Here is a 13,192-nt window from a genome sequence, read left to right as displayed (position 1 = left end):
GCGGGAGCAACGGCCGAACTTTCTTCCCAGGTGCCCGCCAGGCGGGAACCAGCTCCGGCCGGAAAGCCAATGTCATCGCTCTCCGGCAGTCCTTCTGCCTACAGCGGGTCAGCTGGTTCCTGCCGCCTCCGCCATGAGGCGGCACCGCTTCTCGGCACGCGGTTCGGCTTTCCAGCCTGGCAGGAACGCCGACAGACCTGGGTCGCTTTCGATCTTCTGTTGGGTGGACCGCATGCCTTCGTCGATGAGCGCGTCCCACTTCTCCGTGGCGAACTCGACGCGGCAGGGCAAGTCCTTGATGATCTTCTCGTCCAGGGTCAGGTAGTTCGACGCACGGCCCCTGGCGCCACGGGCCGTAGGCACGTACGCGTCGGCGCCGGCTTGGTCGGGAAGCAGGGAGATAAGGACTGCGTCCCCGTCCTCGGCGATCCTTCGGGCCGCCTTGTTCGCTGCCGAGATCTCCGCCTTGGAAGGATCCCGTTCCAGCACCTCGATCAGGGTGCTGCGGATGCTCACCGTCTTCCGGCTGGCCAGCGCAGCCTGCAGGGCCTGGCGGAAGGTCTCCGTCATCGATGTCATAGCGGCGATTGTCGCGACTGGCTGTCCCGAGACCGTGTGCTTGAGGGCGGCGCTCGGTGTGTGTTCCCCCGTACGGCAGATACGTACGGCGCGGGTCCCAGCGCGCTCACCGCGCGACTAGTGGTCTGCGGTGCTCACCGTTTCAGCGACCGCCGCTGATCTCAGTATCTTCCAGTGCCCCCGTTGCGATGCGCAGTTCGTCGGCATCAATGTCCCAGTCGAGGCGACCCTTCAACCCATCGAGGGACCGCGTAGGGCACTTCTCGATCAGCCTCCCATCTGATCTACTACCGCCTGATGGTGTGAATGCCTGCTTGCAGAAGGTTCACACGGTTGTGTAGTCATGCCGTTTCCGTGTGGTTTGCGTGACGGTGATCGGCGCGAAAGGCCAGAGGAACATGCGGGAAGAAGTGGTGCACATCGCCCTGAAGGGCGATGTGGTTGCCATGTGTGATGCGCCGATCGACCGTTCAGCGCCCCGGGCAGAAGAACCCGAGCAAGCGACCTGCCAGGAATGCATCGACACCTACATCGAGGGGTGGGCCGCAGCGCAGCAAGGACGCCCCGCCGGTACGCCTTCAATGCCTACGTATCCGCCTACCGCAGGCAGGCGCCCCCCGTGGCTGCTAGCCGTAGCGGGAGCCAGCTTGGCTCTTGCTGCCGGCGGTGTCGCCTACGCGTTCGCGGGCGGAGGGGACGGAAGCATGCCCGTAAGCGGCACGGTCGTTGACTGCTCCCAGACGGAACTGTGGCAATCCAACGATGGCGGGGCCATGCGGCCCGCACGAATCGCGCAAATCCGTTTCGACAATGACGCAGGTGAGCGGGAAATGTTTTCGCCGCAAGTCGACGGCGTGACACTTGTAAAGAACGACGGCAGTCCGGCGAAGTACACCCTGGAACCGCATGGGTCGACAGTGATCACCTACCCCATGAATCCAGAGAAATACGGTGCGACCGAGGGAAGTTGCTACGCCCTGAACGTCACAGCTGTTCCGTAAAGGCCGCTGTCCCGCTAGAGGTTGTCCCGTAACCGGCGGGGCGGTTGATGCGTTGGCTGGGCATGGGTGGGGTGATCTCAGCAGATGATCCGAAGTGGATCGAGCCGTTCTCCGGGCTGACCGAGGTGCAGTTCGCCAGGCTGGTGGCATTGGTGCGGCGTCGCGGTTGCGACGTGCAGCGCGGCCGTCCCTGGCGGCTACCGCTGGAGGACCGGGTGTTGCTGGTGGCAACGTACTGGCGCACGAACCTCACGTTGCGGCAGGTGGCACCGCTGTTCGGCGTCTCGAAGTCGGCGGCCGACCGCATCCTCCATCACCTCGCACCACTGCTGGCCATCTCGCCGGCTTCCCGGCCGCGCAAGGACACCGGCTACATCGTGGACGGCACCCTGGTGCCCACCCGCGACCGCAGCGTGGCCGCGTCCAGCAAGAACTACCGGTACTCAACCAACCTGCAGGTCGTCATCGACGCCAACAGCCGCCTGGTGGTGGCGATCGGCCTACCGCTGCCCGGCAGCCGCAACGACTGCCGGGCGTTCACGGAGTCCGGCGTCGACCGGGCCTGCCGCGGCGCACCGACCATCGCCGACGGCGGCTACCAGGGAACCGGCCTGCTCATCCCGCACCGCAAACGACGAGGCCAGACACACCTCAGCCCCCACCAAGAAGCGGAGAACGCCGTCCACCGCCGGGCGCGAGCCCGGGTGGAACACGCCCTGTCCCGGCTGAAGAACTGGAAAATTTTGCGGGACTGCCGACTCAAGGGCAACGGCGTGCACCAGGCCATGCTCGGCATCGCCCGGCTCCACAACCTGGCCCTCACCGGATACTCACGCCCTCATATGGGACAACCTCTAGCGACGAGAAGCTGGTACCGATCGACAATACGGGCCGGTTCGCATCTGTCGGAGCGCACGGACGGGATCTACCGTGAGGGGGTATCGCCATGAAAAGGCAGGATTCCGGGGGAACGGGGCGGACGACGTGGAGAGCGAACTTGTGGCCCTGGCATCGTCGGGTGCCACTGCGCTAGTCGGGCTGATGGTGTCGGACGCATGGTTGGGGGCGCGAGTGAGGATCTCGCGCCTCCTCGATCGGGGTCGCGGCGGGGACGGCGCCGCGGCAGCCGGTGAGCTGGAGGCGTCCCGGCAAGAGCTCGCAGCGGCCCAGGCGAACGGGGACAATGCAGGCGCCGGAGACGTGGAGGCGCACTGGCGACTCAGGCTGCGCCGTCTGCTGGCCGCGGATCCCGCCGCCGCGGACGAACTGCGCGATCTGCTGGCCGAATGGGCGCCCGCTGAGGAACAGGCGGTGGGCGGGACCGTGTTCAGGGTGGACTTGAGGGACGCCCGCGGGATCCAGGTCGGTGACGGGAACACGCAGCACAACCAGTTCTGAAACCTAGGCGTCGGGACCGGGAGGGGGGGTTTGTGGCGGACCTACGGGGAGCGCGCGGTGTGCAGGTCGGGGACGGGAACACGCAGCACAACACCACGCACTTGAGCGTCGAGCACGCGGGGCAACTCGTCTACCAGGCCGCCCCGGGGGCGGTCTCGGTGCCAGTGGTCGCGGCGCTGCCCCGCGACGTGGCCGCCTTCACCGGCCGGGATCGGGAACTGGAACGTCTCACCCGTGTCCCGGACAAGGATGCAGGACTGGTGATCCGTACCGTCGACGGCATGCCCGGTGCCGGAAAGACCGCGCTGGTCACGCACGCGGCCCATCTGTTGGCCCCTCACTTCCCCGACGGACAGATGTTCCTCCGGTTGCACGCGCATACCCCGGGGCAGGCTCCTCTGGACCCGTCCGAAGCCCTCGCAGCCCTGCTCACCGGTCGCGGCATCCCGCAGCAGGCCTTACCTTTGAACCTTGACGAACGCGCGGCGATGTGGCGGGCGCACACCGTCAGCAAGCGGATCCTTCTCGTCTTAGACGATGCCTCCGGTGCCCCTCAGATCAACCCTCTCCTCCCCGCGGAGCCTGGTTGCCTCATATTGGTCACCAGCCGTCGCCGACTGATCGCCGTAGACGGAGCCGACCCCATGCCCCTTGACGTCCTTCCACCCGACCAGGCCGTACTTCTGTTCGCACGCTTGGCCCGGCGCACCCTCACCCCGGGCGACCACGCCCCTGTCGAGCGCGCGGTCGCCTTGTGCGGGCATCTGCCGTTGGCGATCGCCCTCCTCGCGGGCAGTCTCGCTCACCACCCGACCTGGAGCATTGCCGAGTTCACCGAGGAGTTCGCCGCTACCCAGGACCGCCTTGGCGAACTCGAAGCAGATGACCGGGCCGTTGCCGCTGCTTTCGACCTCTCCTACCACGACCTCCCACCCCACCGGCAACGACTCTTCCGACGCCTCGGCCTTCATCCCGGTGACGACATCGATGCCTACGCCACTGCGGCCCTCGACGGTATTCCATTGGCCGAGGCCCGGAAAGATCTCCGTGCCTTATACACCGATCACCTGATCGACGAACCTACCCCCGGTCGCTACCGCCTCCACGACCTCATCCGCACCTACGCCCGTATCCGGGTTCAAGATGAGCCCGCCTCTGAACGTCAGCAGGCAGAACAGCGCCTTCTCGACTACTACCAGCACACCAGCCTCCACGCCGACTCCCTGATCAGCGCCTACACCCGTCCCCACACCTCGGCCCTGACTACCCGTGCACCCCAGGCTGCCCCCGACCTCCACACCCAAAAGGACGGCATAGCCTGGCTCAGGACGGAACGCCCCAACCTCCTCGCCGCCATCGACCACACCAGCCGCACTCACCAGAGCACCCGCACCATCGCCCTCACCACCGGTATCACCTCCCTCCTACGCCAGGACGGTCCCTGGAATCAGGCCGTCACCCTCCACCACAGCGCGGCCATGACAGCACATCAGGACCTCCGTCCCCTGGATCAGGCCAACGCCCTCCATGACCAAGGCATCGTCCACCGCAGGGCAAACGAGTACTCGGAAGCCATCGGTGCGCAGAAAGATGCTCTTGCCCTTTACCGCGAGGTGGGCAGCGAATTGGGCGAAGCCAATGTTCTCCGGGATCTGGGGGTCCTACTGCGGCTGCGGGGGGACTACGAGGGCGCCACCGCCTACGTGGAACAAGCCCTTGAGGTCCACCGCAACCTCGGCAACCATTTGGGCGAAGCGAACGCACTCCGGGAGCTGGGCAAGGTGCGGCGGCTGCGGGGAGACTACGAGGGCGCCACCGCCTACGTGGAACAAGCCCTTGAGGTCCACCGCAACCTCGGCAACCGCCGCAGCGAAGCGAACGCACTCCGGGAGCTGGGCATCGTGCGGCGGCTGCGGGGAGACTACGAGGGCGCCACCGCCTACGTGGAACAAGCCCTTGAGGTCCACCGCAACCTCGGCAACCATTTGGGCGAAGCGGAAACGCTGAATGAGCTGGGGCAGGTATTTGCAGAGTTCGGAAGCCCTGCACCGGCTATGACCTCTTTCCAAGAGGCGTTGGAAGTGGCGCGGGCGATTGCCTCGCCACTTGAAGAGGCACGTGCACTGGAGGGAATAGCTCGTATCCAGGTCCAAGTCAGCGAGCGAAAAGCGGCTCTGTCCAGCTTGCGTGAAGCCGTAGGGATGTACCGGCAGCTGGGTGCGCCCGAGGAGCAGGCAGCTGGGGAGTTCCTCGCGGAGTTGGAGGCAGATAGCACGCCTGGGGGGGCGGTGTGACTGCGGGGTGATGCAGGCGGGCGTTCTTCTCGAACATCCAACTTCCATCCCGAAGAGGTCGAGTGGGAATACCTTCTGACGGCGCCAGCTTCGAAGAACTTGTCGAAGCCGGTAAGCCTCGCATCGTCGCCGGCCAGGACAACGACGGGGCGTCGTCTTCGCGATCTCGCATTGCCTGTCCACTGCACTAGCGGACGCTGGGCACTCCACGTTGCGTGACGTCGCCGCCTCGACAAGAGGGCCTACGTCTTCCACGGCACCGTCGTCACCGCGGCAATCCGCCTATGGCTCCGCCTGTGATCTACGAGGCGCCCTGTGGTTCTAGAGTCTTCCTGTGGACGTCAACAACTGGTTCGAGGTCGAGGACCCGGAGGAGTACGGCGAGGAACCCTGGGACTTCGACGAGGCCGAACTCGCCTTTCTGGCGGCCCTGAGAGCCCGGGCCGCTGACTGGCAGGTGCCGTGGGATCCCAGCCAGGTCGGACGGCCCGAGGACGAGTCGTCGTTCCTCGTCCGATGGGGCGCGCCGGCTGGTGCTCGCCCAGTGGGCCGTGCACTTTTACGGCACACACATGCTGGCCGGGAAAGTCCGCGACCAGCTCTTCAACCTTCACGAGTCGCCCGAGCATGGCTTTTCCGGGCCTCCGGCACGGTCGAGGAGCTCGCGGAGCGGTGCGCCGGCTGGTTCGAGAGCCTGTTGAGCCGCCCTGTCGTCCGCGTCGAATGGCCGTTCAAGGATGGGAAGCACGCGACCCACTGGGAGTTCGCCAAAACAGGCGAGATCCTGGCGCCCCGCGGCTCCATCCCCGCCGACGGCTCATCCCCGGCCTACCGCCTCCCGGTCCGTCCCTGATCCGCCGGACACTGCCTAAGCGTTGTCCCGTAAATGATCTACGGCATGCTGGTTGGCCAGCGTCGTTCCCCGGTCACCCGGCGAGGGTGAGGTTGTGGAGGCGGGCGATGCCGAGCATGGCGTGGTGGACGCCGTCACCTTTGAGACGGCAGTCACTGACGATCTTCCAGGTCTTCATGCGGGAGAAGGCGTGCTCGATGCGGGCGCGGACCTTGCGGTGTGAGCGGTTGTGCTCCTCTTTCCAGGCCGGAAGGCCATCCTCGCCGGGTGCGGCGGTGCGGGATGACCAGGCCGGTGCCCCGGTAGCCGCCGTCGGCGATCACCGTGGTGCGGCCGACGGCGGCCTTCGCGCCCGACAGCTCCCACGCCTTGCAGTCGTTGCGGTTTCCGGGCAGCGGCCGGCCGACCGCGACGACGAACCGAGTGTCGGCGTCGATGACGACCTGGTGGGTGGTGGAGTACCTGTAGTTATTGGACTGCTCGGCGATGCTGTGGTCGCGGGTGGGGACATCCACGATCAGGACGGCGTCCATGTGGAACCGCTTGCGTTGCTGAAGGGCGAGCGCGGGTCCGAGGTGGTCGATGATGCGGTCGGCCGCGGACTTGGACACCCCGAATAGCGGTGCCAGTTGGCGCAGGGTGAGGTTGGTGCGCCAGTAGGCGGCGACCAGCAGCACCCGGTCCTCGAGCGGCAGGCCCCTGCGGACCGGGTCGGCGCCCTCGCGCCGGAGCGCGGTGATCAGTTTGCCGAATTGCCGCGGGCTCAGCCCGCTGAACGGGGGTATCCACGCGGGATCGAAGCCGTGATGACGCCAGCCATTTCAAGATCATCGCAAATGGCCGGGGCCCCTCCCCCTGTCAGTACGTTTCAAGGGCTGGAGGAGGGTTGGCGGTCGTGTGCGCTTCCGCAATGTTGAACACACTGGCGCAAGCCGGACACTCTGCCCGGCCAAAGACGTATCTGATCCCCTCGGCGAGCCGCTGCTGCCCGTCTCGCCAGGCTGTGGCGTGCATCCATCGGCCCGGGTCGCGAAGCTCCTCGGCCGGGGCGGGCCGCAGCGACCGCCGCTCGATGTCGCCCCGATCCCAGTCTCGAATGGCCGCGTAGCAGCCGTAGTCGCCGACCGCGATGGTCACCTCCGCTTCACAGGCGGGGCAGGACACGGCATAGAAGTCGTCGGCGAAGTCCCCCAAGCAGGCGCTCCAGTGGTACTGCCCGGCCAGGGCGAGCAGATCACCGAAGAGCCGGTTGTAGTCGGCCGGACGCGTCCGAAGCCTATGGTCCACGAGTTCCCGCAACCGGTCGACCTCGTGGCGGGTCCTCCACGCTGAACCTCAGTGTGGCCGCGCCACCGGCGAACGAGTATGAGGCTCTCCTGGTCGCGGCCGAGCACTTCGCCTTCTGCCCAGACAACGTCTGGGCAGAAGGCCGTACACACTCGCCGCATACGCCGAGCGGATCACCGGCGCCCACCACTGGGATTTCTGGTGGGACTGATCCGCTACCCGGAAGACGTTCGACTGGGAAATGGACTTCAAAGTGCGGTGCTGGATTGTCGGGGGACGGACAGTCGGTGCCACCAGTGACTGCAGCCGCCGGAGCAGAAGCGCTCGCGGCGCCGTCCGTCGGCGATCGCGAGCACCGCGATCAGCAACCGGAACGCCTTGCGGCTTTCGTCGAGAGGCGCGAGACCGGCGATCTTTCCCAATTGCTCGTTTATCCGGTCTCGTGAGATCAGCACTGTGGGTGTATGCGTCGGGCGCAGCCTCGAACTGCGGATGCTCTCAGGTGCGTCCTCCGTGACTGCGCGTGCCTGGACGCAGTGATGGCGCAGGAACAGCAGCGCCTCGGACTGCCCTTCCTGGCCGAGGCTGTCAAACCCAGCACGGTCACCAGCATGCCGAACTGCCGCGGGCTCAGCCCGGTGAACGGGGCTATCCAAGACGGCTCCGACGACGTGATCACACCAGCCACACCAAGATCATCTCAGTTGCAGACGCTGCCCCACGTCCCCGATCCTGTGGTCTCGGCAAGCAGGGAGGGCGCATGGGGCTGGTTCTTTTCCCGGGCGACGGAGACAACAGCAGTCCGGATGTTTCCTGGTCCTACAGCGGCTTTTCTGCGTTCCGACGGCGTCTGGCAGAGACCGAGGGGTTCGTCCTCTCCGAGATGCGAGGCTTTGGCGGCGAGCGCCCGTGGAGTGAGGTGTCCACCACCCTGGAGCCACTCCTCGATCATCCGGATGTCGGAGGTAACGACCTTTCGCCCGACGAGTGCGCTTCCATCCTGGTCCGACTGGAGGGCATCACCGACCAGTGGGCAGGACAGGGCGACGACCAACTCCTCCAGCAGCACATCGAGGACGCCCGCCAGCTGGCGGGCGTGCTGCTGCTCTGCATTGAGAAGGACGTCCCGCTGGCCTTCCTCTGAGGCCCCCGACCGCGGAACCCACTTACGGACAGCTCTTAGAACAGCTATCGGAATGCGGTTCGGCCGAGGATCCTCCTGCCAGAGGTAGGTGTGGAGTTGCCATGGCAGGATCCGGCTGTGACGTGTGATGTGTGTGGACACGGGATGCGACAGGCGCCGGTAGTGGAACCGGGGGCGGCGTGGGACTTGCCGGTGGAGGAGCGGTGGTTCTGCTCCTGGTGCTACGCGTGGACCGAGCTGGTACATGATCCCCATGACGTTTCACGGCTGCAGTACCAGACCATGTGCGGGCGTTGGGAGCGGGCTGAATCACCGAGCCTCCCAGAGAACGTGGCCCATGCCTATGACACGGCCTACGCCTACACGGGTTCCGGCGCGACCCTGTGCGGCATAGAACACGAGGGTCTCTCAGTCTCTCCGTACTGGTGGATGCCGGATCGGAGTAACGCGTGTGGCGCCTGCAAGGAGGCCGCGGCCGTCATTGACCAGCGCTGGCCATTGGAAATGCGTCGCGGGAATCGTGTTAATCCTGCGACTCCCCCGCTTCCTGCTGGTCCCCCTTCGAGGGTTGCCCGCCCAACGAACTGAGCCGCTTTCCAGCAGATCAACGCGCACGCGAGTCTTAGGAAGGCTTCGTGCATGTCGTCTCGTATCTACCAGCGGATGCGTAGACGGCGGAACCAGTGCAGGTGGGCGAACGTGCGCTCTACGACACAGCGCTGAGTGCCCAGTCCGGAACTGTGCTCGGTACCACGGCGAGCGATCACTGGCTTCACCCCGAGGTCCCAGACCAGGCGGCGGTACTTGTCGTGGCCGTAACCCCGATCGCCCAGCACCACGTCCGGCCGTCGCGGGCGCCGGCAACGTTTGCCCCGCACCGGCGGCACGGCCTGCAACAGGGCTTTGTCCGGTCTTGGCTCCACTTTTAACGCGCCGATGGGGGAGCCGTCGACGGCCGCCCGGGAGAAAGTCCAGGGCGTTGGCGTTGCGGAACTCGGCGAAGAGAACCTCGTGCAGCCGGGACCACACGCCAGCCTCGGTCCACTCGGCCAGGGGCCGCCAGCAGGTCATGCCCGACCCGAAGCCGAGTTCTTGCGGCAGGTGTTCCCAGGAGATCCCCGTGGGCAGCAGCGCGTCGCCGTCGATGCGTTGGAGGACACGACGCACGGTGGCCCCGGCCGGGGCGACGGGGCCGCGGCCCGGCTCCCGGCATGGGCCACCGAGCCGGGCCAGGACGTTGGGTGGGGCGTCGGCGGCCCACTCCGCGATTGTGGCCAGGGACTTCGCTCCGGCCAGAACCGCGCACGCGGCCAGGGAGAGGACGAAGGCATGCGGGTGGCGTCGGCCCTGGTCCCGGCGGGGATCGGGCACCTGAGCCACGCAGGTCAGCAGGCCGGGGAGGTCATCGGGGACGGTCGGCGCGGTGTCGGCGAGTTGGCCCAGAGGGCGCGGGATGAGCGAGGATGAGGGGCAGGCACGGTCTAACGTCGTGGTGATCAGGGACTCGACACCTCATGATCACCGGAAGTCGTGCCTGCCTCCGCGTCAGCCTCCGCCGACCATCCCGCAGGCCAGCTCCAGCTCCTGAAGCCCCATCAACCCGGATGCACCGCCGGAACGACGCCGCCCTGCCCGCGTACCCCGTCGGTCACCGTCATCGTGGTGCCGACGGGGTACGCCCGTCACCCGCGAGCGGAGTGCGACTTCAGCGGATGCGGTGCTTCCGCCAGAAGGGGCCGAGGTCCCTGTGCGTCATCGACTGTGCGGCCTTCTTGAAGTCGACGGTGGTGGAGACGCCGTACCAGTGGTCGTGGGCGTACTTCTTGATGAGGCGCGCCATGGTGCCGGCCCCGAGGACGTGCTCCAGGTCGGCCAGGACGCAGGGGCCGATCCCGTACACGACCTGGAAGTACTCGCCACGGTGTGTAGACCAGTAGGCCATCGAGTTGGTGAGCGCGGCGGTGGCGCTCGGCCAGGAGTCGTCCGGCGAGCACTCGAACCCGTCCCAGCGGTAGTAGCGCGCGTTGGCGTACTGAGCGAAACTCTCGTCCAGCCAGGGTGAGTTGTACTCGTCGTTGCCCACGACGCCGTACCACCACTGGTGGGCGATCTCATGGACGGTGGCGCCGCCCTCCTCCTCGGTGCCGAGGATGACCAGGCCGGGGTACTCCATGCCGCCGGCGAACCCGGGGGTCATCACGAGGTCTATCTCGCCGTACGGATAGCGGCCGAACTCCTTGCCGAACCGGTCGATGGCGGCGACGCCGTCCTTGCGGTTGAGGCGGACACCGGCGGCGGGCGTGTTCGGCGACCAGTACGACTTTACTCGCACGCCGTCAGGCGAGGTCTGGGTCGCGGTGCGGAACGGGCCCGCCGCCCATGCGAAGTCCCGCACCCGCTTGGCGACGCTGTGCGTGACCGTACGCCCGGTACCGCCGGGGCGGGTCCATGTGCTGCCGGTCGCCGGGACCTTGAGGGCGGACGGGTGGTCGAGGCGCACCCGGAAGTCGCTCGCCAGGGTGTAGAAGCTCTCGCCGTAGGACACATACGGATCGAGGTGCCACCCCCTCGCGTCGTGCACGGCGAGGACCGGCAGCGCGTTGCCCAGGAAGCGGAACGCGCCTTCGCGGCCGAAGCGGTTGTTGCGTGCGGGCACGGTGAGGGCCACGTCGAAGGAGACGGCCGTCCGCTCACCGCGTGCGAGCGGCCTCGGCAGAGCGATGGGCAGCGCCGTGCACTTCACGCCGGGGCGGCCCGGAGTGCCGCCGCGCACGTGGGAGACGCGGACGGGGGACGGTCTTCCGGATGTCCCGCAGCCGTCTTCGCCATTGCCCCACAGGCGTATGTACACCTCGCGCAGGGGCCGGCTGGAGGCGTTGCGGAAGGACACCGTCTGCCGGCCCGCCCAGTGGGAGCCGTCGGCGTCGGCGCGCAGGTTCACGTCGTAGCTGGGGCGGTCGGGCGTCGCGGGTTCGGCCGCGCTCACCGCGGAGCCGGGCGCCGGGCCGGACGGCGTGCCGGCCTCGGCCACGGTGGTGCCTGCTGTCGCGAGCAGCGCGAGCAGGGCGACCAGCAGACGGCGACCGGTTCTTGAGGGGCCCGTGGGCGACGAAGGTAACGAAGGCGCGGCAGACGACATGACAGGTAACATGCCAGCGGATCTTGTCACAGGGTTCCCACGGCCGACACAGGCCCGCGCGAAGAGGGGAGGTCGGCTCCGCTTGGGCGGCGAAAATGCCAGGGTACGCAGGGGATGTTCTCTGTACGTTGGCGCACAGTGAGGTCTTCTCAGCAACGTGACGGTTGCGCTACGCGACGAGCCGTCAGTGTCCCCGGCGGAGACTGACCTGACATCAGAAACACGAGAAGCCCCTGGTAGGAACAGGTCTGCGAAGATCACGTTCCCGGCAAGAGGCTTCACGCGTTGATGAGTATCACCTACACCGCCGTGCTCGACGTCAGCAGGGCCCCCGCCGAGCACCTCGCGAAGCTGCTCGCCTAACACCGCGAGCGACTCGGCACCCGCAAGGGCACCCGGGCGCTGGGCCCGTTCAAACAGGCAGTGCTGGTGCTGCGCTGGTTCGTCGACGGCAGCCGTCTGGTCCAACTCGCCCGGGACAACGGCATCGCGACCCCGACCGCGTACCGCTACCTGCACGAAGGGCTGACCGGGCTCGCCGACCACGCGCCCGACCTGTCCACCGCTCTGGAGCGGGCGGCAGCGGCGGGCTACACCCGCCTCAACCTGGACGGCACCGTCATCCGCACCGACCGCGTGGCCGCCGCCGGCCCCAACATCGATCGGCGCTCTCCGATTCGCCAACCAGACGAACATCGCCGCTGGACTCCGCCACCACACCCGCGACGCCAACCGTCCCACTGATCACTCTCGGCATCATGTGATCAACCAGGACACATCACCTGAACGACGCGGCCCTGCACCCAGTCCGCCACGTCATGCGTCGAGAGGGAAGGCTGGATAGCTCTCCGCGAGTCCGGCGTATGTCACCGATCGGGGTGGACTGCTTGGACGCCGGTGCCCGCGTACACCTCGGGGGTCAGGGTCAGCAGGAAGCGGCCGGAGGGGAAGGCAGCGGATGGGCGGGCCGCGTGGATGGCGTGGACGGCCGCCCAGGAGCGCCCGGCGTGGAGCAGTTCCGTGGCGGTCAGCGCGGCCTCGGTGTCGAAGGGTTCGATCTGGATGAACCGCAGTCCGTTGATGTAGGCGAGCAGGCCGGCCCGTTCGGTGTTGCCGACGGTGAGTGAGAGCACCGGGGCGTAGAGGGTGCCCAGGCCGCCAGAGGCCTGCACGTAGAACGCAGCGACGGCCTCGTTGAACGGGTCCTTGGGGTCGTGGAGGGCAGTGGCGGTCGTGTGATCCAAGACGACCGCGATGGCCCCCACTACGCGGCCGCCGAGTCCTGGCTGGCGCCGAGGCGCTCCAGGAGGCCACGGGCCTTTGCCTCGGCCTCCGCGCTGGGTGCGGCTCCGAGGACCGAGGCGAGTTCCGCGCGGGCCTGCGCGGCGCGCTCTTCGTACTCTGCGCGGGTGGGCTGGCCCTCGGCGAGCTCCTCTGGCATCTCCCGCCATGACCCCGCTCTCCGTGCACCCGTGCCATGCAGCCAGAGCGGAGACA

11 protein-coding genes and 6 pseudogenes are annotated in these 13,192 nt (G+C 67.3%); 7 read left to right on the top strand and 10 right to left on the bottom strand.

Annotation, left to right across the window (positions count from 1 at the left end; all coding sequences use genetic code 11):
- Window positions 1-108 precede the first annotated feature (108 nt).
- Window positions 109-579 carry a hypothetical protein gene (locus OG448_RS30455; protein ID WP_405558590.1) on the bottom strand — a complete coding sequence of 157 codons (471 nt, stop codon included), beginning with the start codon at window positions 577-579 and terminating at the stop codon, window positions 109-111.
- A 365-nt stretch (window positions 580-944) separates the two neighbouring features.
- Here OG448_RS30455 and OG448_RS30450 point away from each other — a divergent pair, with 365 nt between their 5' ends.
- The 5 genes and pseudogenes from OG448_RS30450 (at window position 945) to OG448_RS30430 (ending at window position 6,125) form a co-directional block, all read left to right on the top strand.
- Entirely contained in the window at window positions 945-1,580 is a 636-nt protein-coding gene (locus OG448_RS30450) for a hypothetical protein (RefSeq protein ID WP_405558588.1), read from the top strand.
- A 62-nt stretch (window positions 1,581-1,642) separates the two neighbouring features.
- Window positions 1,643-2,407: pseudogene (locus OG448_RS30445) on the top strand (transposase); the annotation flags it as partial.
- A 373-nt stretch (window positions 2,408-2,780) separates the two neighbouring features.
- Window positions 2,781-2,978: a hypothetical protein gene (locus OG448_RS30440; RefSeq protein WP_405558587.1), complete on the top strand. Its 198-nt coding sequence runs from the start codon at window positions 2,781-2,783 to the stop codon at window positions 2,976-2,978.
- Between the two features lie 59 nt (window positions 2,979-3,037).
- Window positions 3,038-5,272: an ATP-binding protein gene (locus OG448_RS30435; protein WP_405558585.1), complete on the top strand. Its 2,235-nt coding sequence runs from the start codon at window positions 3,038-3,040 to the stop codon at window positions 5,270-5,272.
- A gap of 334 nt (window positions 5,273-5,606) precedes the next feature.
- Window positions 5,607-6,125 (top strand): hypothetical protein, encoded by a 519-nt coding sequence (locus OG448_RS30430; RefSeq protein ID WP_405558583.1) that lies wholly within the window; start codon window positions 5,607-5,609, stop codon window positions 6,123-6,125.
- A gap of 73 nt (window positions 6,126-6,198) precedes the next feature.
- Here OG448_RS30430 and OG448_RS30425 read toward each other — a convergent pair.
- The 4 genes and pseudogenes from OG448_RS30425 to OG448_RS30410 all read right to left on the bottom strand — a co-directional run.
- Window positions 6,199-6,945: pseudogene (locus OG448_RS30425) on the bottom strand (transposase).
- 38 nt (window positions 6,946-6,983) lie between these two features.
- Window positions 6,984-7,424: a hypothetical protein gene (locus tag OG448_RS30420; RefSeq protein WP_405558581.1), complete on the bottom strand. Its 441-nt coding sequence runs from the start codon at window positions 7,422-7,424 to the stop codon at window positions 6,984-6,986.
- A 236-nt stretch (window positions 7,425-7,660) separates the two neighbouring features.
- Entirely contained in the window at window positions 7,661-7,960 is a 300-nt protein-coding gene (locus tag OG448_RS30415) for a DUF5958 family protein (protein WP_405559055.1), read from the bottom strand.
- Between the two features lie 14 nt (window positions 7,961-7,974).
- Window positions 7,975-8,100, bottom strand: a pseudogene (locus OG448_RS30410) (IS5/IS1182 family transposase); the annotation flags it as partial.
- A gap of 72 nt (window positions 8,101-8,172) precedes the next feature.
- Here OG448_RS30410 and OG448_RS30405 point away from each other — a divergent pair.
- Complete coding sequence (locus OG448_RS30405; RefSeq protein WP_405558580.1) at window positions 8,173-8,556, top strand: hypothetical protein; 384 nt, start codon at window positions 8,173-8,175, stop codon at window positions 8,554-8,556.
- Window positions 8,557-9,569: 1,013 nt separating this feature from the next.
- Here the strand turns inward: OG448_RS30405 and OG448_RS30400 are convergent.
- From OG448_RS30400 to OG448_RS30390, 3 genes and pseudogenes are all read right to left on the bottom strand, one after another.
- Window positions 9,570-9,687 (bottom strand): annotated as a pseudogene (locus OG448_RS30400) (transposase); the annotation flags it as partial.
- Between the two features lie 36 nt (window positions 9,688-9,723).
- Window positions 9,724-9,927: pseudogene (locus tag OG448_RS30395) on the bottom strand (transposase family protein); the annotation flags it as partial.
- Window positions 9,928-10,261: 334 nt separating this feature from the next.
- The gene (locus OG448_RS30390; protein WP_405558578.1) at window positions 10,262-11,695 is read right to left on the bottom strand and encodes a M1 family metallopeptidase; all 1,434 of its coding nucleotides are present in this window, start codon (window positions 11,693-11,695) and stop codon (window positions 10,262-10,264) included.
- Window positions 11,696-11,983: 288 nt separating this feature from the next.
- Between OG448_RS30390 and OG448_RS30385 the strand changes: the two are divergent.
- Window positions 11,984-12,352: pseudogene (locus tag OG448_RS30385) on the top strand (IS5/IS1182 family transposase); the annotation flags it as partial.
- Window positions 12,353-12,561: 209 nt separating this feature from the next.
- On the opposite strand, the gene OG448_RS30380 reads toward OG448_RS30385, so the two are convergent.
- Complete coding sequence (locus OG448_RS30380) at window positions 12,562-12,960, bottom strand: hypothetical protein (RefSeq protein ID WP_405559053.1); 399 nt, start codon at window positions 12,958-12,960, stop codon at window positions 12,562-12,564.
- Complete coding sequence (locus OG448_RS30375; RefSeq protein WP_405559074.1) at window positions 12,960-13,136, bottom strand: hypothetical protein; 177 nt, start codon at window positions 13,134-13,136, stop codon at window positions 12,960-12,962. The genes OG448_RS30380 and OG448_RS30375 overlap by 1 nt, the downstream gene beginning before the upstream one ends.
- Window positions 13,137-13,192: the final 56 nt, after the last annotated feature.

The sequence above is a fragment of the Streptomyces sp. NBC_01171 genome, from assembly GCF_045039805.1.
Taxonomy (GTDB): Bacteria; Actinomycetota; Actinomycetes; order Streptomycetales; family Streptomycetaceae; genus Streptomyces.
Note: the sequence above shows the minus strand (reverse complement) of the source record. Positions and strands in the feature narration are given on the sequence as shown.

Coding starts and splice junctions, on each gene's coding strand:
- OG448_RS30390 (WP_405558578.1), bottom strand. CDS start 11,695: ATGTCGTCTGCCGCGCCTTCGTTACCTTCGTCGCCCACGGGCCCCTCA.
- OG448_RS30405 (WP_405558580.1), top strand. CDS start 8,173: ATGGGGCTGGTTCTTTTCCCGGGCGACGGAGACAACAGCAGTCCGGAT.
- OG448_RS30455 (WP_405558590.1), bottom strand. CDS start 579: ATGACATCGATGACGGAGACCTTCCGCCAGGCCCTGCAGGCTGCGCTG.
- OG448_RS30375 (WP_405559074.1), bottom strand. CDS start 13,136: ATGCCAGAGGAGCTCGCCGAGGGCCAGCCCACCCGCGCAGAGTACGAA.